This window comes from Rhizobium sp. BK602, assembly GCF_014195095.1.
GTDB lineage: Bacteria > Pseudomonadota > Alphaproteobacteria > Rhizobiales > Rhizobiaceae > Rhizobium.
This window is the reverse complement of sequence record NZ_JACIBC010000005.1, coordinates 181,147-202,628: the sequence shown is the minus strand read 5'-3', so window position 1 is coordinate 202,628 and position 21,482 is coordinate 181,147. Positions and strand designations below refer to the sequence as shown.

The 21,482-nt window shown below is 61.4% G+C and carries 19 protein-coding genes; 11 read left to right on the top strand and 8 right to left on the bottom strand.

Annotated elements, in window-relative coordinates; translation table 11 throughout:
• Nucleotides 1-7: 7 nt before the first annotated feature.
• The 5 genes from FHX11_RS17620 to FHX11_RS17600 all read right to left on the bottom strand — a co-directional run bounded on the left by FHX11_RS17620 (nucleotide 8) and on the right by FHX11_RS17600 (nucleotide 5,348).
• Nucleotides 8-1,372: a PLP-dependent transferase gene (locus tag FHX11_RS17620; RefSeq protein WP_184358954.1), complete on the bottom strand. Its 1,365-nt coding sequence runs from the start codon at nucleotides 1,370-1,372 to the stop codon at nucleotides 8-10.
• Nucleotides 1,373-1,482: 110 nt separating this feature from the next.
• Nucleotides 1,483-2,523 (bottom strand): isopenicillin N synthase family oxygenase, encoded by a 1,041-nt coding sequence (locus tag FHX11_RS17615; RefSeq protein WP_184358953.1) that lies wholly within the window; start codon nucleotides 2,521-2,523, stop codon nucleotides 1,483-1,485.
• 71 nt (nucleotides 2,524-2,594) lie between these two features.
• Complete coding sequence (gene groL / locus FHX11_RS17610) at nucleotides 2,595-4,223, bottom strand: chaperonin GroEL (protein WP_184358952.1); 1,629 nt, start codon at nucleotides 4,221-4,223, stop codon at nucleotides 2,595-2,597.
• Between the two features lie 27 nt (nucleotides 4,224-4,250).
• Entirely contained in the window at nucleotides 4,251-4,538 is a 288-nt protein-coding gene (gene groES / locus FHX11_RS17605; protein ID WP_184358951.1) for a co-chaperone GroES, read from the bottom strand.
• 372 nt (nucleotides 4,539-4,910) lie between these two features.
• Nucleotides 4,911-5,348 (bottom strand): VOC family protein, encoded by a 438-nt coding sequence (locus FHX11_RS17600; RefSeq protein ID WP_184358950.1) that lies wholly within the window; start codon nucleotides 5,346-5,348, stop codon nucleotides 4,911-4,913.
• Nucleotides 5,349-5,654: 306 nt separating this feature from the next.
• Here FHX11_RS17600 and FHX11_RS17595 point away from each other — a divergent pair, with 306 nt between their 5' ends.
• Nucleotides 5,655-6,647 carry a nucleotidyltransferase family protein gene (locus FHX11_RS17595; protein ID WP_210292499.1) on the top strand — a complete coding sequence of 331 codons (993 nt, stop codon included), beginning with the start codon at nucleotides 5,655-5,657 and terminating at the stop codon, nucleotides 6,645-6,647.
• Here the strand turns inward: FHX11_RS17595 and FHX11_RS17590 are convergent.
• Together FHX11_RS17590 and FHX11_RS17585 are read right to left on the bottom strand one after the other, a co-directional pair.
• A complete protein-coding gene (locus FHX11_RS17590) occupies nucleotides 6,644-7,681 on the bottom strand; it encodes a transporter (protein WP_246781055.1) in 1,038 nt (345 codons plus the stop codon). The genes FHX11_RS17595 and FHX11_RS17590 overlap by 4 nt on opposite strands.
• A gap of 56 nt (nucleotides 7,682-7,737) precedes the next feature.
• Nucleotides 7,738-7,962, bottom strand: a complete 225-nt coding sequence (locus tag FHX11_RS17585) for a hypothetical protein (protein ID WP_184358949.1) — start codon at nucleotides 7,960-7,962, stop codon at nucleotides 7,738-7,740.
• Between the two features lie 645 nt (nucleotides 7,963-8,607).
• Here FHX11_RS17585 and FHX11_RS17580 point away from each other — a divergent pair.
• Nucleotides 8,608-9,405: a hypothetical protein gene (locus tag FHX11_RS17580; RefSeq protein WP_184358948.1), complete on the top strand. Its 798-nt coding sequence runs from the start codon at nucleotides 8,608-8,610 to the stop codon at nucleotides 9,403-9,405.
• Nucleotides 9,406-9,480: 75 nt separating this feature from the next.
• Here FHX11_RS17580 and FHX11_RS17575 read toward each other — a convergent pair whose 3' ends face one another.
• A complete protein-coding gene (locus tag FHX11_RS17575) occupies nucleotides 9,481-10,377 on the bottom strand; it encodes a bestrophin family protein (RefSeq protein WP_184358947.1) in 897 nt (298 codons plus the stop codon).
• A 302-nt stretch (nucleotides 10,378-10,679) separates the two neighbouring features.
• Between FHX11_RS17575 and FHX11_RS17570 the strand changes: the two genes are divergently transcribed.
• The 9 genes from FHX11_RS17570 to FHX11_RS17530 all read left to right on the top strand — a co-directional run bounded on the left by FHX11_RS17570 (nucleotide 10,680) and on the right by FHX11_RS17530 (nucleotide 21,453).
• Nucleotides 10,680-11,639 (top strand): GAF domain-containing protein, encoded by a 960-nt coding sequence (locus tag FHX11_RS17570; protein ID WP_184358946.1) that lies wholly within the window; start codon nucleotides 10,680-10,682, stop codon nucleotides 11,637-11,639.
• A gap of 177 nt (nucleotides 11,640-11,816) precedes the next feature.
• A complete protein-coding gene (gene adh, locus FHX11_RS17565; RefSeq protein ID WP_184358945.1) occupies nucleotides 11,817-13,325 on the top strand; it encodes an aldehyde dehydrogenase in 1,509 nt (502 codons plus the stop codon).
• A gap of 123 nt (nucleotides 13,326-13,448) precedes the next feature.
• Nucleotides 13,449-13,805: a DUF779 domain-containing protein gene (locus FHX11_RS17560; protein WP_184358944.1), complete on the top strand. Its 357-nt coding sequence runs from the start codon at nucleotides 13,449-13,451 to the stop codon at nucleotides 13,803-13,805.
• 591 nt (nucleotides 13,806-14,396) lie between these two features.
• Nucleotides 14,397-14,834: a ParB N-terminal domain-containing protein gene (locus FHX11_RS17555; RefSeq protein ID WP_184358943.1), complete on the top strand. Its 438-nt coding sequence runs from the start codon at nucleotides 14,397-14,399 to the stop codon at nucleotides 14,832-14,834.
• Nucleotides 14,831-16,207 carry a Y4yA family PLP-dependent enzyme gene (locus FHX11_RS17550; protein ID WP_184358942.1) on the top strand — a complete coding sequence of 459 codons (1,377 nt, stop codon included), beginning with the start codon at nucleotides 14,831-14,833 and terminating at the stop codon, nucleotides 16,205-16,207. Before FHX11_RS17555 ends, FHX11_RS17550 begins: the two co-directional genes overlap by 4 nt.
• Nucleotides 16,204-17,214, top strand: coding sequence for a cysteine synthase family protein (locus tag FHX11_RS17545; RefSeq protein WP_184358941.1), 1,011 nt, complete (start codon nucleotides 16,204-16,206; stop codon nucleotides 17,212-17,214). Before FHX11_RS17550 ends, FHX11_RS17545 begins: the two co-directional genes overlap by 4 nt.
• On the top strand, nucleotides 17,211-18,350 hold the full coding sequence (locus tag FHX11_RS17540; RefSeq protein ID WP_184358940.1) for an NAD/NADP octopine/nopaline dehydrogenase family protein: 1,140 nt from the start codon (nucleotides 17,211-17,213) through the stop codon (nucleotides 18,348-18,350). Before FHX11_RS17545 ends, FHX11_RS17540 begins: the two co-directional genes overlap by 4 nt.
• Nucleotides 18,350-20,227, top strand: coding sequence for an IucA/IucC family siderophore biosynthesis protein (locus tag FHX11_RS17535; RefSeq protein WP_184358939.1), 1,878 nt, complete (start codon nucleotides 18,350-18,352; stop codon nucleotides 20,225-20,227). Before FHX11_RS17540 ends, FHX11_RS17535 begins: the two co-directional genes overlap by 1 nt.
• On the top strand, nucleotides 20,224-21,453 hold the full coding sequence (locus tag FHX11_RS17530) for an MFS transporter (protein WP_184358938.1): 1,230 nt from the start codon (nucleotides 20,224-20,226) through the stop codon (nucleotides 21,451-21,453). Before FHX11_RS17535 ends, FHX11_RS17530 begins: the two co-directional genes overlap by 4 nt.
• The last annotated feature ends 29 nt before the right edge of the window (nucleotides 21,454-21,482 follow it).

Below are 21,482 nucleotides of genomic sequence, written 5' to 3'. Positions count from 1 at the left end.
GATGCGATTACGCCGCGTCGAGCGCCTGTGCGATGTCGGCGATGATATCGTCGGCATGTTCGATGCCGATCGACAGCCGGACATAGCCGGGCGTCACGCCGGTTGCCAGCTGGTCCTGTTCCGATAGCTGCGAGTGTGTCGTGGTGGACGGATGGATCGCCAGCGAGCGGGCATCGCCGATATTGGCGACGTGATAGAGCAGTTGCAGGGAATCGATAAAGCGGCGTCCCGCTTCGCGACCGTCTTTCAGCTCGAAGCCGACCAGCGCGCCGAAATAACCGTTGCGCAGGTACTTGCGCGCCCGTTCGGCCGCGACACCGTCCTGAAACTTCGGGAAGATGACCTTCGACACCTTGGGGTGGGATTTCAGGAATTCCGCGACCTTGATGGCGTTTTCATTGTGCTGGCGCAGACGCAGCGGCAGGGTTTCGAGCCCCTGGATGAACTGGAAGGCGTTTTGCGGACTGATGGGAGCGCCGATGTCGCGCAACAGCACGGCGCGGATGCGCAGGATATAGGGATGAAAATCGATGAGGGCGGCTTTCTCGATCCAGCTCTTGCCCTGATAGCTCGGATCGGGCTCGTGCAGGGCCGGCTGCCGATCGCTCAAGTCCTTCCACGGAAACGTACCGCTATCGACGATCGCTCCGCCGATGGCGGTGCCGTGGCCGCCGATATATTTGGTGGTGGAGTAGACGACGACGGCCGCGCCATGCTCAAGCGGGCGGATGATCAGCGGTGCTGCGGTATTGTCGACGATCAGCGGTATGCCGAAGCGCCGGCCGACCGCGGCCACCTCGGCGATCGGGAAAACCTCAAGCTTCGGATTGGGCAGGGATTCGGCGTAATAGGCGCGGGTCCGCTCGTCGGTCGCACGGGCAAAGGCTTCCGGATCGTTGGCGTCGACGAAACGGACCTCGACGCCGAAGCCCTTCAGCGTCGCCGCAAACAGCGCCCATGTTCCGCCATAAAGGCCGATAGCGCTGACGATGTTGTCGCCGGCGCGGGCGAGGTTGAGGACGGCGAAGGCGGATGCCGCCTGGCCGGAGGCAAGCGCCAGGGCGGCCGCGCCACCTTCGAGTTCGGCCAGCCGCTGTTCGAAGGCGTCCTGGGTCGGGTTGGAAACCCGCGTGTAGAGATGGCCGGCGGCCTCCAGCGCAAACAGCTTGTCCGCACCTTCGGTGCCCGGCAGCTGGAAGGATGTGGTCTGGTAGATCGGAACCGCGATCGCACCGGTCGTCGGGTCGAAACGAAAGCTGCCGCCGTGAATGGCGATGGTTTCCGGATGCCGGCGCAGGCTGCGCGGCCCGGAGGCGCCTGGGGTAAGCGGGATGGCTTCGGGGGCTGGGGTCGGCGGATTATGGATCGTCATGGAACTTCGCCTTTCTGTGCCTGTTGCTTGGATACGATTATTCACTCCCCGGTCGCGCCGAGGTGGCGGGCCGGAGCCTTTGACTTCACGTCTGCTTTCAGCGCGGCGGATCAGGCCGGCGTCGACTGCCGTTGCGGTTCCTCCAGCAGATCGGCGTGATGGGCGCGCGCGACATCGGGATGGGAACGCAGGCGCGACTTGAGCACGTTGCGTCCGACCTCGCGGAACAGCGGATTGAGCGGGTCCTGCGTGACGCCGCGCACTTCGGCTGAAAGCGCAGGCGGCAGGTCGAGAACCGGGATGCTCGCCGCCAGATTGGCGCCGAGGAAGAAGGGGATCGACAAACGGTCGCCGCCCGCCGGCGGCGTGACCACGCGATGGATATTCGCTTTGAGATAACCGTTCGATGCCAGTTCCAGCAGTTCGCCGATATTGACGACGAAGGTGCCGCGGATCGGCGGCGCATCGATCCAGCCGCCCTTGCCGTCATCGACCTGCAGGCCGCCCACGACATCCTGCAGGAGGACGGTGACGAAGCCTCCGTCCTTGTGCGCGCCGACGCCCTGATCGCTTTCGGTCTGGTCGCGGCCGGGATAGCGTACGATCTTGAGCAACTGGTTCGGCCCATTGCTGTAGATCGGTGAAAAGACGTCCGGCTTCTGTCCCAGCGCTTCCGAAAAGGCTTGCAGGATCTTGAGGCCGACAGCGGTGACGCTGTCGATCCACTTGAGCACGGCCGGCCGCAACTCGGGTAGCGCCGAAGGGAACTGGTTCGGCCCGATCAGCCGCTTCCACGGCGGATCGCCGGTGGCAACGGTGAGCTTCTCGCGCTCGGCGCCGAAATCGACCTGCTCGCGCCAGTCCTGGCTTCCCCGCGTATATTCGAAGCCGGCGCGATTGTAGCCGCGGAAATGCGGCGACTTGCGCATCTCGATTTCCAGTTTCTTGTCTTCCGGAAGAGAGAAGAACCGGCGTGCCAGCGCCGTCAGGCCGTCGATCTCGGCCTGCGGGATGCCGTGGCCGGTAAGATAGAAGAAGCCGATCTCGCGCGAAACCCGGCGCAGCTCATCCAGTGCTTGCACGCGCTCGGGATGATCCGGCGCAAAACGGCCGAGATCGATGATGGGCAGGGTCCTTGCGGTCTCGGGCATTGGTGCGCTCCCTCTTCTTTCTGTCTTGTCGCTGGCGGCGGTTCCGCCAGCGACGTGTTGTTTGCCGTGGCCTAGTAGTCGAAGCCGCCGCCGGGGGCGGCCGGAATCGGCGACTTTTCCTTGGGCAGTTCGGCGATCAGCGCCTCGGTCGTCACCAGCAGGCCCGCGACGGAAGCGGCGTCCTGGAGGGCGGTGCGAACCACCTTGGCAGGATCGACGATGCCTTCCTCCAGCAGGTCGACATATTTCTCCGTCTGGGCGTTGAAGCCGAAGGTCGGCGAGTTGCTTTCGAGGACCTTGCCGACGACGATCGAGCCTTCGACGCCGGCATTTTCGGCGATCTGCCGGATCGGCGCTTCGAGAGCCTTCTGGAGGATATGGATGCCGGCCTGGATATCGGGATTTTCGCTCTTCAGCGCGTCGACCGCGGTCTTGGCGCGAAGCAGGGCAACGCCGCCGCCGGGCACGATGCCCTCCTCGATTGCCGCGCGCGTCGCATTCAGCGCGTCATCGACGCGATCCTTCTTTTCCTTGACCTCGATTTCCGTCGAGCCGCCGACGCGGATGACGGCGACGCCGCCGGCCAGTTTCGCCACGCGTTCCTGCAGCTTCTCGCGGTCGTAGTCGGAGGTGGTCTCCTCGATCTGCGTCTTGATCTGCTGCACGCGGGCATCGATCGCGGTCTTGGCGCCGGCGCCGTCGACGATGGTCGTGTTTTCCTTGTCGATGCGGATCTTCTTGGCGCGGCCGAGCTGATCGAGCGTGACGTTTTCGAGCTTGATGCCGATATCTTCCGAGACGACCTCGCCGCCGGTGACGATCGCGATGTCTTCGAGCAAGGCCTTGCGGCGGTCGCCGAAGCCGGGCGCCTTGACGGCGGCGATCTTCAGGCCGCCGCGCAGCTTGTTGACCACGAGCGTCGCGAGAGCCTCGCCTTCGACATCTTCGGCGACGATCAGCAGCGGCCTGCCGGTCTGGATCACGGCTTCCAGCAATGGCAGCAGCGGCTGCAGGGTCGCCAGCTTCTTCTCATGCAGCAGGATATAGGCATCCTCGAACTCCACGATCAGCTTTTCGGCGTTGGTCACGAAATAGGGGGAGAGATAGCCCCGGTCGAACTGCAAGCCTTCGACGACGTCCAGTTCGGTTTCGGCGGTCTTGGCCTCTTCGACGGTGATGACACCCTCGTTGCCGACCTTCTGGACGGCTTCGGCGATCAGCTTGCCGATCTCGCCTTCGCCATTGGCGGAGATGGTGCCCACCTGCGCGACTTCGTCGGAGGAGGCGACCTTGCGGGAGCGTTCCTTGATGTTGCGGATGGCCTCGGTCGTGGCAAGATCGATGCCGCGCTTCAGGTCCTGCGGGTTGAGCCCGGCGGCAACCGCCTTCGCACCTTCGCGAACGATCGCCTGGGCAAGCACGGTTGCCGTCGTGGTGCCGTCACCGGCAAGATCGTTGGTCTTCGAGGCGACTTCGCGCAGAAGCTGGGCGCCGAGATTTTCGAACTTGTCCTCGAGCTCGATCTCCTTGGCGACGGAGACGCCGTCCTTGGTGATGCGCGGCGCGCCGAAGGATTTTTCGATGACGACGTTGCGCCCCTTCGGTCCGAGCGTGACCTTCACGGCATCGGCGAGAATATCGACGCCGCGCAGCAGGCGCTGACGGGCATCGGTGGAGAATTTGACTTCCTTGGCAGCCATGGATGAATTCCTTCCTAAAACGCCGCGTTAGGCGACAATGCCGAGAATGTCGGCTTCCTTGAGGATCAGCAGGTCTTCGCCGTCGATCTTGATCTCGGTGCCAGACCACTTGCCGAACAGCACGCGGTCGCCGGCCCTGACGTCGAGCGGCGTCAGCTTGCCGCTGTCGTCGCGCAGCCCCGGCCCGACGGCAACGACGGCGCCTTCCTGCGGCTTTTCCTTGGCGGTGTCCGGGATGATGATGCCGCCGCGTGTCTTCTCCTCGCTTTCGAGGCGTCTTATGACGACGCGGTCATGCAATGGGCGAAATGCCATTTTTGCGTTTCCTTCCTGATTCCAATTCAAACTCGCCTGGTAGCAATCCGATGAAGGTGCCAACGGTGATATTGTCTTGAGGAGGGTGGCGATTGGCAAAGTGCAACGCTGCGGCTAAGCCCATGGGCCGGAGAAGGTAATTTTAATTTTCTACTAAATTTGTAGAATATATATGTTCGTTCCGGTGAAATGAGGTGGAAAGCGCTACCTGCGGTTCAGGCGGCAACGCGATATCGCTGCAGCAAAAGAGCTGGGCGTTGCGCGGGCGACGATAATGGTGGCAATCAAGGGCATTTATGGCGCTTTCGGACCGCCAGCCTTGTGATGCGCGCACGGACATCGGTCGCGCTGCGTCATTGCCGCGCATTGCGCTCAGCCGAGTTCCTGGGCGAGGCCGATGAGAAGCCCTTCAGGCCCGCGGATGTAGCAGAGCCGATAAATGTTTTTATAGTCAACCACTTCGCCTACGAGTTCGGCGCCGCGGCTGCGGAGCCTTTCAAGCGTCTCGTCAATGTCATCCACGGCGAACATGACGCGCAGATAGCCGAGAGCGTTGACCGGGGCGTTGCGGTGATCCGCGACGACGGGCGGCGCGAGGAAGCGGGACAGCTCAAGCCGACCGTGGCCGTCCGGCATGCGCATCATGGCAATCTCGACGCGCTGATCGCCCAATCCCGTGACGCGTCCGGCCCATTCTCCTTCGATCGTGGCCCGCCCTTCGAGTTCGAGGCCGAGTTCGCGAAAGAAATCGATGGCCCCTTCGAGGTCATCGACGACGATTCCGATATTGTCCATTCGTTTGAGCGCCATGCGTCCAATCTACAGCGTGTCGTCCGGGCCGTAAACGCGTGAAACTTGTGTGCCGCGTGAGCGGGTGGGAGCCGATACGACAAGCGCGCCGGCAATTTGGCCGCCGTCGTCACGTTCTTCACCACGCCTATCCGGACTAAAATTTCGAGCCTCAGGCCCGGGGATTTTCTTTCGATAAAATCGCTGTCATTGTGATTTTAAGATGTTATTCTGAGATATATTGGATATCTCCGGCCGGATAGAGAAATAATCATATTTAAATCGACGGAAATAGATGGTTTTATTTTCAGTCAGCTCGCGTCTTGCTTGCTTGGCGATCCGTCGGCCGTTACCGACTGGGAGCCGGTATTGGCTTTCGCGAACAATACTCTCTTAACGCCTGCGATCTGGTCGTCGATGCTGGAGCGGAGGCAACAGGATATGCTGCCGCAGGATGTGGCCTCGTTCCTCGGCTATATTCACCATTGCAATGTCGAGAGAAATAGACGTCTTCGCATGCAGCTCGAGGAGTTGGTCGGGGCAATGAATGCGTCGGGGATAGTGCCGACGCTCACCAAAGGCGCAGCGCTCCTGGTGTGCGAAAAGGCAGAACGGCCGACGTCCCGCATCATGCGGGACCTGGATATCACGGTGGCGGACGAGGAAAGACAGATAGCGGAAAGATGTCTGCTTCAGCTCGGCTATGCACCGATTGAAGCGCTCGGCTGGGGCAGATCCAAAGATGTCGGCGCTGTCGATCTGCACTTTCCGCCCGGCCGCTATCCGCAATATTGGCCCTCTCCAAGCCTGGCTGAACGGCACCGACGGGAGGTCGAGGTCGGTCGGGGGAGGGCTTGCGTTCTTTCAGCCACGTTGCAGGCCCAGCACTGGATCGTGCATGACATGCTGAAGGACGGGCATCTGTGGAATCTTCACATCGATCTGCGCAACCTCTTCGAGCTCTATCGTCTTTCGACAGGAGATAGCGCAATCGATTGGAGCGAACTGCGTATCCTCTTGTCGGACCCTTTGGGCCGCGCGATGCTGACGGCGCAGAGGCTGGCTCTCGCTTCGGTCTTCGCAATCGACCTCGGCGAGGACGCGACAATTCCCGCCTGGCTGAAACTGCATCACACTTTGCGGCGCAACGAATATCACCCGCAACTGGGCTATGTCGTCCGCTCTGCCGGAAGCGTTGCCTGGACTATGCGGACCGCCCAGATCCAATGGCGGTTTCGTGGCCCATGGCGGGAGCTGCCGGCGCGCTTCATTCGCAAGGGACAAAAGGTCTTGGCGACCGGGCGATCGAAAGAGATCTAGAGGTCGCCTATGGTCGTGACGGCATCCCGCAGGTCGCCCACCGCCATTTCGAACGCTCGAGATCTTTTGACAAGCTCCGCCAAGGCACCGAAAGCACGATCGCTCAGCCTGTGCGTGGGCGAGGCGGCTTCCGCCAGCAATCTTTGAAATGCCATCAGAGGTGACATTGTCGATAGGGAGCATCGCCCGTCCGTGCTCCGGCGAATAAAGATCATGGTCGTGGCGGGTTGCGTCGAACCATCATCGCCCTCACAGGCAAGAAATTTGACGATCTTGCCGTCGGAGCGAATATGCGTGGGGCACGCTGCGAGTTCCGGGTAAAACTCGTGTAGGAGCGGCCAGCTGCCGTCCTTTACCGCGATTGGAAACGGAATGCCTCGCAGTCGGCTTGGCTCATCCACCATGACGATATCGTCCGCGAGGATTGTACACCCGCTTTGCGCCGCCAGGGCGAGCGCCAGCGTTGTTTTCCCCGCGCCCGACGCTCCGGCGATCAACAATGGCGCGTCGCCAATGCGCAGAAGGGCGGCGTGCAGTGCAAGCATGAAATCCGTTTGCAGCAAGGCGTCCGTCAAAAAGGCTTTGACGGCCGGCACCACCTCGGCCGATCCGAAGGTCCCCAGGCATTTGTCGCCGGCAAGCAGGTCGTATCGATCGGAGTTGCTTTTGATGGCGAGGTGATGATGTCGCCATGGTCGCTCGGCCGGTGCGGCGATCCCGCGAAAGAGCGCCATCAATTCCGCGGCGAAGGCCGGCGGACACTCGATCACCCATCTGGCGTCGTTCAAACGGACGGTGAAGCTCGATGTTGGATCGATGCGGGAGGCGAGAACACCCAATTCGACATATCGGTCGAGCAGTGCTTCAGCATCCGCATTTGCCAGCCCGAAACGCGTCGACAATTGAGCCGATACATGGCAGCGGTCCACGCCCGCATCACTCCTGAAAACAAAGTGCCACGCCCAAGCCGCCTGCTCATCGATCTCATAGAGGCGCTGCTCATCGCAGTTGAACAACGCAAAAGCATCGCCCAACTGCGTGATTGACGTTCCCCTCGGTGGCAGGAGCATCATTTTGCTGGACGAGCCGATCAGCGATCCACGTCTTCCTTGCCGGAATTGCCCGGTACGCCGTCGCCGCCGCCATTGCCAAAGCCGTTATTGCCTTTGCCGGACTTGGCGATCGCGCCTGACGTCATCGTGGTCGAAAGCAGAAATGTCAGCACCGGCGGCGCAACCACCGCATATTTCCCGCAGCCTTCGACAAACTCGCGCCGGCTGGGGCCGACATTTTCTGATTGATCTTGCCTGTCCATCGAAATCTCCCCGAAGTCACAGTGGTTGTAAGTATTGTCTTGAGTTATTGCAATTGGCGCCCGCCTCCCTATTTATAAAATCCCGGCAGGCGCGAGATGTACATTGTCACAATAGATTGAAACTTGCAAATGGTACTAAAATACATGGGATTTTGGTTGAAAATCCCATTTGTTGTGATTTTGAGACAAGTATTAACATTGCTGTCGATCCGCTGCTCCGTGCTCTCATCGCCAGCGCCGTCGATCAGCCACAGGAATTGCAAGAGCACCGATGACGGGCATGCTGGTTGCCGACACAGAGGTCGAGCGATGAGCAAGACTTATTTCTTTTAAGTTGCAAACGTGCCGAGGGTGCCTGCAATTATAAATATTCGTGGGACCGCAATTTTCCGACTGGACAAATAGATCCGGCTCCCTACTTCCTCGGTGTCAAAGCACGCATAGATCGCATTGGCGACGCTCGGCAGCAATCGCCGGCTGGAAAATCTTGAAATTTGATAGTCGCCATTCGCCAGAAGATCGAAATATGGGAGGCCAAATATGGGATTAGCACCGCTCACCAGGCCAATGGGCCAGACGTCGCAAACTGATTCAAGCCGTTTCAATCTGATCCCGCTGAGCAGCTGCCCGATTCTGGGCGGCGACATGAGATCCGGGCTGCCGTCGGGCGTCGTCTTTAGCGGCCGTTCCTTCGAGGCGGCAAGCACCAATTCCCTGTCCTGCTGCGGCAGCTACAATGTCAGGAACAGCCTGCATCAGGGCGCCGCGGGGATCACCGATGACGGATATCTGATCTTTGCCGTCAACAGCTGGGTCGGCGGCCGCCGTTGCACGGTCATCGGTGCGTTCGACCCGTCGGGCAAGCCGTCGGCACCGACGAAGCCGCAGCAGGATCTGCTCGGCAAGTATTTTCCGACGACCGAGCGCCCTATCGTTCTCGACACCAAGGCCAAGAGCGATATCGGTTTGAAAACGACGGGGCTCAATCCGAATGTCGGTGTCTATGTCGGCAACAAGACGATCATTTTTGACCTCAACGGGAAGTGGTCGGATGGTGCGTTCGAAGCTGGCGCGACGGTAACGACCGATTTCGACGGCAGGCTTCAGAGCCAGGCTTACAAATTCGCCGCCAGGGACAAAGAGATGAAGGCTGCGTTGAGTGCCGGCTATGAACGCAAGGGCACCCAGACGACCGAGACCCTGGAAGCGTCGCTGGATCGGTGGTCCCTGGCGGGTAAACGCACCAGGGATGGAGCAAGCAGGGATCGGCAGGTCGATCTTTCTTTTCGCGCTACCGACAAGATGACCATCAAGGCCTCTTGGAAACCGGACGTGAAGCCGCCATCCACGCCGCCGCGCGTGACATCCTATGCGTTCGACAATCCGCCGGCGGTTCCGAACTACAGCAATTATATGATCACATTGGAGATAAAGTTGCCCTGATGGCGGCTATGCGTTGTCCGCACGGGATTTCGCTGAAGCGTGCCGCCACCGCGCCGGCGGCACCTGTGGGTCGTGCTATCTGAGGATGTTCTGATGCGGCTTGATCGCATCGGGCAGTTCTTCATGTCCGAGCAGCGCGAGCAGCTCGCGCTCGATGGTGCGCCGCATGGCTTCCAGCGGCAGGGCGTTCGGTTCCAGGCCGAACGGATCCTCGAGCTGGTGACCCAGGGCATCGAGGCCGAAGAACGTATAGGCGACGAGCAGAACGGGCAGAAGGGTCCACCAGTCCAGCGAGCCGGCCAGCGCAAACGGCAGGGTCACGCAGAAGACAAGCGCGGTGCGATGGAGAAGCAGCGAATAGGCGAAGGGCACCGGCGTAAACGCGATGCGCTCGCACCCGCCTTGTACGGTGGCGAGTGTCGCAAGCTGCGTTTCGAGCACCGAATATTGGATTTCCCCGATCTGGTGCTCACGCGTCAGTCTCAGGCAATGTTTGCCGATGTGATCGAGCACCGTATTCGTCGGGTTCGGGTCGTTCGGATTGAGGCTGATATCGGACCACGCCTTGATCGCGGCATGCTCGTCCTCGCCTCGTAGCCGCGCGGCCAGTCCGGCCGCGAAGCCGCACAGGCCATGAAGAAAGACGTGCCGGTCGCGCTCTTCCAAGGCCGAGGTCTGGCGCGCGAGCGAACGACAGCTGATGATCAATTCGCCCCACAGCTTGCGTCCTTCCCACCAGCGAGCGTAACAGGCATTGTTGCGGAAGCTCATGAAGACCGAGAGCGCAATGCCGATCAGCGTGAACGGAATGGCGCTGATCCGCGCGAATATGCCGGGATGGGCCTGCGCCGCAAAGATCGCGACGATGCTGATCAGCGAGATCGCGATGAGATGAGGAGCGATCCGCGGCAGGATCGAGCCGTTGATGGCAAAGATGATGTCCTTGAAACTGGGCTTCGAGCGTAAGATCATTTCGATATCCGTGGTGTCGCGCCATTGCATATGCACCCGGCGTCGCGTCGCTGGAAGAGCCTCTTTGAAGCAAAGCGCAAGTTTTCGCGTCGTCCGGCGTTTCGAGGGCCGGTCGCATGATATGCCGAAAGGCACCAGCATCCTCAAATTCGAGCGGCCGCACAAATGAGCTTGCTCCAAATGTCTCAACTTTGAGACATTCTCGGCCTCTGCGTTCAAGGACGGCCGCCGCACGGCATCTTTGGAATTGCAACCACGCCAGTTCCGCGACATAAATATTCGATGTGCTTTGGGAGGAGCCGATGTCGAGCGAGATGGCTCATGCCGAGCGTGTCTATGCCAGTGCGCAGCACAGATCGGCTGCCGCCAGTTCCCCGATCGTTGCGTCCTGGTCCCGATGCCTGTCGATTCACAGGCTGTCGCCGGATGACGACCGCGTACCCCTTCGCTTGACCGAGCACGAATTCCACGACACCCGGCTTCGGTCCGAACGGCTGATCGCCGAGGCCGCCGATGAGCTGGATCGGCTGTTTTCCACGGTCGGCAAGGCCGCCTGCTGCCTGCTGCTGACCGATCGCGATGGTGTCGCGCTCGACCGGCGCGGCGCCGGTGGCGACGACAAGGAGTTTCACCGGCTTGGCCTTTGGCCCGGTGCAATATGGACGGAAGCCAGCGTCGGTACGAACGGCATCGGCACGGCCATCGCCGACGAGCGTGCGGTGACGATCCATCGCGACCAGCATTTCCTCTCTTCCAATATCCGCCTGAGCTGCACGACGGCGCCGATCCGCGACCATCGCGGTGAACTGGCGGCGGCGCTGGACATTTCGACATGCCGCGAGGATGCGAACGAGATGACCCTGGCCATCCTGTCGCAAGCGGTGCGGGACACAGCTTTGCGCATCGAGATCAATCTCTTCCGCAGCGCCTTTCCGGGCGCCCGTTTCATCATGGTGCCTGCGGGCTGCCACTCCGCCATGGCGCTTTTGGCCGTCGACAAGGACGATCTCGTTCTTGGCGCTACGCGTGCCGCCCGCATGGCGCTCAAGCTCGACGACGCGCGCATCGCGGCAGGACTGGCGGCTTCCGACGCATTGCAGGAAGATCGCCAGGATCATGGCTCGGATCTTATCGAGGCGGAGCGAGCGGCGCTGCGCCGCGTCCTGTCGCGTACCAACGGCAAGGTCTCGCAGGCGGCATCGTTGCTTGGAATCAGCCGCGCGACCATGCATCGCAAGATGAAGAAGCTCGCCGTTCAATAGAGCCATGTCCGGCTTGCGCCCAATCTCAGCTCTTGTCGTTCCTCGATCGCGGAATCCTGTCGCATAAGTGAAACAGTGTGCGCTGCGGCATTGGTGTGGGCCTCTCCTCTTTGCGGCAAAGCTGGCGCAGATTTCCTCCATCGGTCCGGATGGGCCTGTGCTTCAAGGGAGGATGACATGCTGCACCAGAAGATCGTGGAATCGCCGTTCAAACTGAAATACGGCAACTATATCGGCGGCGAATGGCGCGAGCCGATCAGCGGCAGATATTTCGAAAATGCGACGCCGGTCACTGGCGGCAAGCTCTGCGATATTCCTCGTTCCGACGAGAAGGACATCAATGCGGCACTCGACGCCGCCCATGCCGCCAAGGAGAAATGGGCCCGCACATCGGCTGCCGAGCGCTCCAATATCCTGATGAAGGTGGCGCAGCGCATGGAAGACAAGCTGGAGCTTCTGGCGCAGGCCGAGACCTGGGACAACGGCAAGCCCATCCGCGAAACCATGGCGGCCGACATTCCGCTGGCGATCGATCATTTCCGGTATTTCGCGGCCTGCATCCGTGCCCAGGAAGGTTCGATCGGCGAGATCGACCATGATACCGTCGCCTATCACTTCCATGAGCCGCTCGGTGTCGTCGGCCAGATCATTCCCTGGAACTTTCCGATCCTGATGGCTGCGTGGAAACTGGCGCCGGCGCTCGCCGCCGGCAATTGCGTCGTCATCAAGCCGGCGGAACAGACGCCGGCCTCCATTCTGGTCTGGGCCGAAATCGTCGGCGATCTGTTTCCGGCCGGCGTGCTCAATATCGTCAACGGCTTCGGGCTTGAGGCCGGCAAGCCTTTGGCGACCAGTCCGCGCATCGCCAAGATCGCCTTTACCGGAGAAACCTCGACCGGCCGGCTGATCATGCAATATGCCAGCCAGAACCTCATTCCGGTGACGCTGGAACTGGGCGGCAAGTCGCCGAACATTTTCTTTGCCGATGTGATGGCGGAAGACGATGATTTTCTCGACAAGGCGCTGGAGGGCTTCGCGATGTTTGCCCTGAACCAGGGTGAGGTCTGCACATGCCCCAGCCGGGCGCTCGTGCAGGAATCCATTTATGACCGCTTCATGGAAAAGGCGGTCAAGCGCGTCGAGGCGATCAAGCAGGGCAACCCGCTCGATCCGGCCACGATGATCGGGGCGCAGGCGTCTAGCGAACAGCTGGAGAAGATCCTCGCCTATCTCGACATCGGCCGGCAGGAGGGCGCCCAGGTGCTGGCCGGCGGCTCGCGCAACGACCTCGGCGGCGACCTCGCCGGCGGCTATTACGTCAAGCCGACCATCTTCAAGGGCCACAACAAGATGCGCGTCTTCCAGGAAGAGATCTTCGGGCCTGTGGTCTCGGTGACGACCTTCAAGGATGAGAAGGAGGCGCTCGAAATCGCCAACGACACACTTTACGGGTTGGGCGCCGGTGTCTGGAGTCGCAATGCCAATCGTTGCTACCGCTTCGGCCGCGAGATCCAGGCCGGCCGCGTATGGACCAATTGCTATCACGCCTATCCGGCCCATGCCGCCTTCGGCGGATACAAACAGTCCGGCATCGGCCGCGAGACGCACAAGATGATGCTCGATCACTATCAGCAGACCAAGAACATGCTGGTGAGCTACAGCCCGAAGGCACTCGGCTTCTTCTGAGGCATTTTAGACTGCGAAGACGCGGTGGGGCACTGTTGTCGTAGGGTGTTCCGCCGCGTCTTCGTTCCAGCTCCTCCGGCAAGGGGTAGGAGCGATGGGCCAGCCACCGTCGAGGATAGGCCGATGACCGATGATATCACCAGGAGCGAGCCGCGGGTTCTCGCAACCGCCGCGGCGCTTACGCTCATAAGAGAAATCCAGCGGGATCATCCGAATATCCTGTTCCATCAATCGGGCGGCTGCTGCGACGGTTCGTCGCCGATGTGTTACCCCTCGGATGAATACCGGGTGGGTGAGACGGACGTGAAGCTCGGGGAAATCGGCGGCGTGCCGGTCTATATCAATGCAAGCCAGTTCGAACTGTGGAAGCACACGCAGCTGATCATCGATGTGGTGGCGGGCAGAGGCGGAATGTTCTCACTCGACAATGGTCGGGAACGACGATTTCTGACGCGCTCGCGCCTCTTCGGAAACGGATAGGATCAGCGCGATCCGGTCGGCCATCGGGCGCTCTGGTTCGATCCCATTCATTGTCTGAATTTCTCCGTCGCCGGCTGGAATCGCTCCAGCCGGCGTTTTCGCGCCGACAATGTCGCAACGCCTTCGCTTTCGGTCGGTGCTGTGGATCGAAACGGGGAGGAGCTGCCTGCGCGGCACGACCTTCTCGGCTCATAACCATGCCGAAGGCCGCTTCCCTCAATGCGTCAATGCAATGCTAGGTGGAATAAATATACAATGTAAAGTAGATAAAAATTATTATGCTCGAAATAAAACTAGAATAATTTAGTCATATTTTATTCACATAGCAATACCCATTATTCTCGCGAAGATTTCATTTGAAATTTATACCGCCTGGTTCCAAAAAATCGGCGCCGGATGTCATGCTGTTACCAGCGTCCCGCGCCTGATTCCCATCTTGGGACAGGCCAGATTGCTCATGAAATCAAAAGAAAATTCGCAATAACTACACTTTATAGTCGATTAAAATAAGAATACTCGCTGCCACAAACTCGCCAAAATTCATCATCCTTATCGCCCGCGTCAGCGATCGCTGTCCAAGGAGGTGGATGGATGAAATACGGCTTCTTATGCCCAGACCAATTGGTCCCAACGGAGGAAATCGATCCAAATCGCGTTGCGGCCCTTGAGGTGCAAATTCTCCAGGCGGGTTACTGGACCGCGCCGATCATGGTGGAGAAGGATGCGCTTCTCGTCATGGATGGCCACCATCGCCTGTCCGTCGCAAAGCGCCTGCAGTTGAGCACCGTTCCCGTCTTCTTGCTGAGCTACGATCTGGTCAGGGTCGAAGGCTGGCGCAGCGGCGAGATCATCACGCCCGAGACGATTTTTGCCATGGCTCGAAGCGGCGGCAAGTTTCCGTTCAAGACCACGCGCCATATCGTCGATGAGCCTCTCCCATCCTGCATGGTGCCGCTCGAGCATTTACGCCCCGAGTGGCCAGCAGGACATGCCTCCTGCGTGGCCTCCGGGGCAGGGGCATCGCTATGACGCTATATCGGCAGAATTCCGATGCCGGCCTCTCTCCCATTTTGAGGCCGGGAACAACCGATCTTCTTAGCCAGAATGGCAAGCTGCTGCTCGAATGGGTGGAGACGCATGGTTCCCCGCTGCATCTGGTAAGCCCCGAGGCTCTCGGCGAGAATGTGCGGGGATTGACCGCGGTGCTGGCGCAAAATGGCGTCGATCACACGATCTATTATGGCGTGAAGGTCAACAAGTCGCCGGGCCTGATGCACGCCGCGCTCGAAGCCGGGATCGGCCTCGACGTCTCCAGCTTCTATGAGCTGCGGGACGCGCTGGCGCTCGGCGCCATCGGAGAGCGCATCGTCGCGACCGGTCCGGCAAAGACGCCAGCTTTTCACGACGCGCTCGTTGCCTGCAGGGCGCTGATTTCCGTCGATTCGCCGGAAGAGCTGGAGGACCTGTCGGACCGCCTGCCGGATGATGGCGAGCCGCAGCCCGTGCTGTTGCGCCTGCGTCCCAGCGATCAGGCGGGCAGCCGTTTCGGCATGGATGCGGATCAGGTGTTGGTCTGCCTGTCCGTCATCGCCGCCGACAAGCGGTTCCGCTTCGACGGCCTGCATTTCCATCTTTCCGGTTATCGCTGGGAAACGCGCGCCGCCGCCATTCGCGAGGCTTCGCGCCTGATCCGCGAGGCGCGCGCCATCGGCCTTGCTCCGAGAATGATCGACATCGGCGGCGGGCTACCGATCCGTTATGTCGACACGGTCGCCTATCGGAAACATATCGAGGGGCAGAGCGCGGCGGACTATCGCAACGGGAAGCTGCCGTCTTCCTTCTATCCCTATGGCGGCGACATTTCCGCCGCCGATTGGCTGCAAAGCCTCCTTGCCGCGCCGATGGACGCCAGGCGAAGCATCGCCGACTATTTCAGGGACGAGAAACTCGCGATCGCGCTCGAGCCCGGACGTGCCCTGGCCGACCAGACGGCCATCTCCGTCTTCAGGATCATCCGCGTCAAGACACTGGGACCGGACACCGCCGTCATCTTCGTGGAAGGCAGCAGCTTCAGCGCCTGCGAGACCTGGTTCGCATCGGAGTTCCTCCTGGATCCGATCGTCGTTCCCGCAGTCGCGATGCCGGCCGCCGCACAGCCGTTCAAGGCCTATCTTGCGGGCCATAGCTGCCTCGACGAGGACGTGCTGACCAACCGCTGGCTGGATTTTCCGACCGCGCCCCGCGCCGGCGATCTCCTGGTCTATGCCAATACCGCCGGCTACCAGATGGATCTGCTCGAAAACGAATTCCATCGCCACCCAATGCCAAAGCGCTTCCGCCTGCATCACGCTGTCGGCGGCGCGCCTTTTCTCACCACCGACGATTTGGAGATGTATCTATGACCTACACGACGATAACCCAGCTTATCGGCCAGACGCCGCTGATGTCGATCAAGCTGCCGGAACGGGACACGACCCTGTTTCTGAAGATCGAGAAGAACAATCCGGGTGGCTCGATGAAGGATCGCATGGCGCGCAGCATGGTCGTTGCCGCGCTGGCGGACGGACGCCTGAAGCCGGGCGGCACGATCGTCGAATCCTCCTCCGGCAATACCGGCATCGGTCTCGCGCTCGCCGCTCTCGAATTCGGCCTGCGTTTCATCGCCGTGGTCGACCATCACGCCGCTCCCGACAAGATCCGCACGATGCGCGCATTCGGGGCAGAGATCCGCTATGTCGAGGGCACCTATCGCGAGGATGAGGTTGCCGTGGTCGAACGCCAGCGCCTTGCCGCGCAGCTCGGCGCCCAGCTTCCGGGCGCGCTGTTCATGAACCAGTCCGACAATCCTGCCAATCCCGAAGGCTATGCCGGTTTCGTCGAGGAACTCTTGACCCAACTGCCTGACGGCATTGACGCCTTCGTCGGTTGCGTGGGCACCGGCGGCTCGATGACCGGCATTTCCCAACGCCTCAAGAGGCATGATGCCCGCATCAAGACGATTGCCGTCGAGCCCGCGGGATCGATCGTCTTCGGAAAGCCAGGCTATCCCTATTACCAGTCGGGAACGGGAACGCCTGCCGGCGACGAGGTCGGCAAGGTTCTCGACTATGCCTGCATCGACGAAGGTGTGCAGGTCACCGACACCCAGGCTTTCGAAACGGCCCGTTACATTGCCCGGCACAAGGGGCTGCTGGTCGGCGGCTCCACGGGCGGCGCCATCTACAAGGCACTGGAATTCATCGTCTCCGGCAAGCTCAGCGGCAATGTGGTGACGACCGTCGCCGACGGCGGCGAGAAATATCTCGGCTCCATCTTCGACGACGAGTGGATGGAGAAGCGCAGCCTTCTCGATCCTTCGATCGCCGACCAGCTCGACAGCTGGCTGACGAACAGGGCGCGCGCGGCATGAAGGTCACGATCTGCGGGGCCGGTCGCACCGGCCATCTGAACGCCGTTCTCTTCAAGCAGCGGCCGGAGACGGTGGTCTCCGTGCTCACGAGCTCCGCTTCCGTGGCCGAGCAGTGGGCGGCCGGAGACGGTATGTGGCAGGCGCTGACTCCGGAGGGCCATGTGCTCTCCGGACGGCCCGACTATGTCGGCACCGACCCTGGCCGGGCTCTCGAAGATGCGGATATCGTCGTGGTCACGCAGCCGGCTCATGTCCGCCCCGAACTGCTGGCAAGGATTGCGCCGCATCTGCCGCGTGGCAAGGCCGTCTATGTCGGCGCCATTCCCGGCTTCTGCGGCTTCGACTGGCTGGCCGCGGGGGCATTTGCCGGGCGGGAGAATGTGGTGATCTGGGGCATGAAAGATGTGCCGCATACCGCTTTCGAGCTGGTCGCCGGCAAGCAGGTCCGCATGGGCGGCGCAAAGGCGGAGCTGTTTGCCGCCTTGCATGCGCGTGAAAGCGCCGTCGACCGCGACAGGCTCGGCGGCTTCCTCGGACAGCTCTTCGAAGCACCAGTAACCATGCTCGACAACTATCTCGAGATCACCTTGACGCCAGGCAACGCGCTCATGCATCCAGCCGTGCTGTATGGCCTTCTCGGTCCCGATGCACCATGGCGCGACAAGCCGTTCGAAACGCCAATATGCTGGTGGAGCGATTGCCCGCGCGAAGGAGCAGAGTTGCTGGAAGCCTGCGATGCCGAAAACCAGGCGATCCGCAATGCGGCGCAGGAGCGCCTCGACATCGACCTGAGTTCGGTCAAGCCGTTGCGCCAGGAGCTTATCGAAGCCTATGGCGATCAGATCGAGGATGACCGCACCATGTATTCCCTGCTGCGCACCAATCGCGCCTATGCCGGAATCCAGGCGCCGCTCATAGCCAATCCCCACGGCGCCGGCTACCTGATCGATCGCGACAGCAGAGCCTTTCACGAGGATATCGCCTTCGGGCTCGCACTCCTCGTCGAGGTGGCCTCCCGGCTGCGCGTCCCGATCCCGGCGATTGCGAAAACCTATTCCTGGGCGCGGGAGTATCACGGCGCATTGCCGCAGCCCTCGCATGCCCATATTCCCACCAACTGGCCGGGGGTTGCCTGATGACCGAAATCATTTTTGAAAGAAGCCAGGACATCTCGGCCGAAAAGCGGCTTTGGGAGGCCGCCGCGCGGAATGCGATCCGGCGTCTGGTTCGCTGCGCCTTTGCCGAAAAAATGCTCGACGCCAAGGCCCTGCTATGGGCGGAAAACGGCGAACAGGCCTGGTTGCCGCTTTGGGCGACACGCCGGGTCCTGCATTTCACCAGCCTCAGGCGGGCGCCGGCCGACACCTTGCTCAATCGTGGCGCCATCGAGGTGATCGAGGACGGCGGCGTGCGCCGCAGGCTGGACGATCCCGCCGCTCTCCTCAAGGAGATCGCTCCCGTCCTTGACGTCTCGGCCGCATCCGACGGTTTCGAGGTTCTCTTGCGGGATATCGAAGACAGCATGAAAAACGACGTGCTGGCGCGTGGGCATCGCGAGAGGTGGAGCGACGAGCTGCGCCAATCGATAGCGGCGACTGGCGCGACCGGCTTCATCGACCACCTCGAAAAAAGCCTGCCGACGCATCTGACGGCGATGACGCTCGACCAATGGGGTTCGCTGGAGGGGCATCCCTTCTATCCCACCTGGAAGGCCAAGCCGGGATTGTCTGCGGCGGAAATCAGCGCTCTTTCGCCGGAGTTCGGCGCCCGCGTCCCGCTGCGGATCGCCGCCTTGCGCAGGGATTGGGCCTATGTCGAGACGATGCCGCATGTCGCCGACTATTCCGAATGGTTCGCGAATGCCTATCCGGACCTGTGGGAACAGTGGAGCGACGGCCTTCGCGGTCGGGGGAAGGAGGCGGGCGACTGGCTTCCCTTGCCGATCCATGCATGGCATCTGGAAAACTTCGTTCGTCGCGAGTTCGCCTCCCTGATCGCCTCGGACATTCTCGATGTAGAGGGTCCGGATATCGTCACGCTTCCCGCCATGTCCTTCCGCACCATGCTGCCGGATACCCAGGAGCCGCAGCCGTTCATCAAGCTGCCGGTCGCCATCTGGATGACCAGCGAGCAGAGGACCTTGCAGGCGAAATCGATCCACATGGGGCCGCGTCTCAGCACCTTGATCAGCGATATCCTCGCGAAGGAAGATGAGCTCAAGGCGTCCCTCGAGATTTTCACGGAGGAGCTTGGCGCGATCCTGCACGATCCCGAGACCGGCGACGAGCATCCCGGCCGGTTCCTGTCGGTCGTCTATCGCGAGGTGAATGCGCTGGCCCGCAAGGACGGCCTTATCCCCGTGACGGTTGCGTCGCTTCTCGCCGAAAGCCCGCTGGCGCATCGGCCGCTTGTCTGCGAGTTGATCGACCGCATTCCGGCGGCCGAAGAGGAGAAGGCGGCCGTCTTCTTCAGGGCCTATGCCCGCACGGTCGTTCGGCCGGCGCTTGCCATGTATCTGCTTTACGGCATCGCCTTCGAGGCGCACCAGCAGAACAGCACGATCCTCTTCGACGTCTCGGGCAATCCGCAAAAGCTGCTCATTCGTGACTTCGGCGACGGGCGCAGTTTCGCGCCGCTTTTCGAGGAGCGTGGCTATCGGCTCGCGCCGTTCAGCCGCAAGGGTATCCTGCCGACGACCTTCAACGACGACATCAGCCTCGTGCGCTCCTTCGTGATTGATGCCTGCTTCGTCTGCCATCTTCACGAGCTGGCCCTGTGCCTTGCCGAGCATTGCGGGCTCGACAATCCCTGGCGGATCCTGCACGAGGAAACGGAGGCGGCTTTCGAGGCCCTGAGGCCACGAATGCTCTCCGATGCTTTCTGGGTGGAGGAGCGGCAGGCCTTTCTTGAAAAGCCCTGGCCGACGCGCTCGGTGTTGCGGATGCATCTCGAGCGGTATCGCGACTACCGGGTCGAGCATGGCCTCGACAACCCGTTGGCGGCAACGCAATGAAGCAAGCCGCCGCCGTCGTCCGCAGTTTCGGACCCGTCTTCCTGCTTCTGTTCGGATTGCAGTTCATCTCCATGGGCGCCATGGAGATGAGCGGCCCGTTCTGGCCGATTCAGATCGAGACGCTCAGCACCTCGGAGAGCGTCTTTTCCCTTGCCAGCATCGGCGTCTATGTCTGCCCGATGATCGGCATCTCGCTTACCAGCGCCTTTTGGGGCCGGATGGGCGATCGCTATGGCAACCGGCTGATGATGGTGCGCGCACTTGCCGGGCTTGCCGTCACGCAACTGTTCGTCGCCTTCGCGCAGGACGTCTGGACCATCCTCGCTCTGCGCTTCCTGCAGGGCGCCTTCGCCGGCTATATCGCGCCGGCGCAGGCCTATGGCGTGGAGATCACCGGCGGTCGTGACCGGGCAGGGCTGTTCGCCTGGCTGCAGGTCGCGACCAATGTCGGCTCGCTCGGCGGTGCGTTCTTCGGCGGCCTTATCCTGGACGCCGCTTCTTTTTCGGACATCAATCTCACGGCCGGGGCCGTCTGTGCGCTATGCGCGATCGTCGCCTGGGCAACGCTTCCCGTGCCGTCCAGCCGGGCGGCGCCCTCTGCTGCCGCCCAGGCGCAAACCCAGAAATCCGTACCTGCCAAGGATCCCTCGGTCACCGGGCTCCTCTGGCTGATCGGTCTGCTGCTTGCCAGCCGCATGGTGCTGCAGGTGCCGTTCTCCCTGTACATGACGCAGGTCTTCGGCGCCCGTCACTGGATGGCAGGCTTGAGCTACGGACTGCTCGCCCTCGGTTTCGTGATCGGCGCGCCGCTCTGGGCCAGGCTGTTGAAAGGCAGTCCGAGGACGATGGTTCTCGGCTGGATGATCGCAATATCAGCGGGCTGCGCCCTGGTGTCGACGCTGGCGGGCCTGACGACATCGATCGTTCTGTTCGCCGTCATGTACCTGCTCTGGGGCGCGCTCCTGGGCGGCACCACCCCCATGCTGCTCGCGCAGATATCAGCCTCGACGCCGACGGACCGGCAAGGCTCCGTTCTCGGCCTTGCCCAGACTTGCCAGCAGGTGGCGTCCATCGCCGGCATCGCCGCCGGTGTCGGCGCGACCCAGCTGCTCGGTCTGGAAGCCGCATTTCCGTTGGTTGCGATCCTTTACACATTGTCGCTTTTCCTTGCGCTGGCTCTATGGCTTAAGTCGCGCAGGACATTCGAAGAAGAGGTTTATTCGTGAGAAGACGGTGCTCGATATATCAGGCTGTA

Bases quoted from the DNA above. Each gene is read 5' to 3' on its own strand.
- FHX11_RS17575 (WP_184358947.1), bottom strand. From the start codon at position 10,377: ATGATCTTACGCTCGAAGCCCAGTTTCAAGGACATCATCTTTGCCATC.
- FHX11_RS17535 (WP_184358939.1), top strand. From the start codon at position 18,350: ATGACCGAAATCATTTTTGAAAGAAGCCAGGACATCTCGGCCGAAAAG.
- FHX11_RS17540 (WP_184358940.1), top strand. From the start codon at position 17,211: ATGAAGGTCACGATCTGCGGGGCCGGTCGCACCGGCCATCTGAACGCC.
- groL (WP_184358952.1), bottom strand. From the start codon at position 4,223: ATGGCTGCCAAGGAAGTCAAATTCTCCACCGATGCCCGTCAGCGCCTG.
- FHX11_RS17560 (WP_184358944.1), top strand. From the start codon at position 13,449: ATGACCGATGATATCACCAGGAGCGAGCCGCGGGTTCTCGCAACCGCC.
- FHX11_RS17615 (WP_184358953.1), bottom strand. From the start codon at position 2,523: ATGCCCGAGACCGCAAGGACCCTGCCCATCATCGATCTCGGCCGTTTT.
- FHX11_RS17580 (WP_184358948.1), top strand. From the start codon at position 8,608: ATGAGATCCGGGCTGCCGTCGGGCGTCGTCTTTAGCGGCCGTTCCTTC.
- FHX11_RS17545 (WP_184358941.1), top strand. From the start codon at position 16,204: ATGACCTACACGACGATAACCCAGCTTATCGGCCAGACGCCGCTGATG.
- FHX11_RS17555 (WP_184358943.1), top strand. From the start codon at position 14,397: ATGAAATACGGCTTCTTATGCCCAGACCAATTGGTCCCAACGGAGGAA.
- FHX11_RS17530 (WP_184358938.1), top strand. From the start codon at position 20,224: ATGAAGCAAGCCGCCGCCGTCGTCCGCAGTTTCGGACCCGTCTTCCTG.
- FHX11_RS17585 (WP_184358949.1), bottom strand. From the start codon at position 7,962: ATGGACAGGCAAGATCAATCAGAAAATGTCGGCCCCAGCCGGCGCGAG.
- groES (WP_184358951.1), bottom strand. From the start codon at position 4,538: ATGGCATTTCGCCCATTGCATGACCGCGTCGTCATAAGACGCCTCGAA.
- FHX11_RS17600 (WP_184358950.1), bottom strand. From the start codon at position 5,348: ATGGCGCTCAAACGAATGGACAATATCGGAATCGTCGTCGATGACCTC.
- FHX11_RS17550 (WP_184358942.1), top strand. From the start codon at position 14,831: ATGACGCTATATCGGCAGAATTCCGATGCCGGCCTCTCTCCCATTTTG.
- FHX11_RS17570 (WP_184358946.1), top strand. From the start codon at position 10,680: ATGTCGAGCGAGATGGCTCATGCCGAGCGTGTCTATGCCAGTGCGCAG.
- FHX11_RS17620 (WP_184358954.1), bottom strand. From the start codon at position 1,372: ATGACGATCCATAATCCGCCGACCCCAGCCCCCGAAGCCATCCCGCTT.
- adh (WP_184358945.1), top strand. From the start codon at position 11,817: ATGCTGCACCAGAAGATCGTGGAATCGCCGTTCAAACTGAAATACGGC.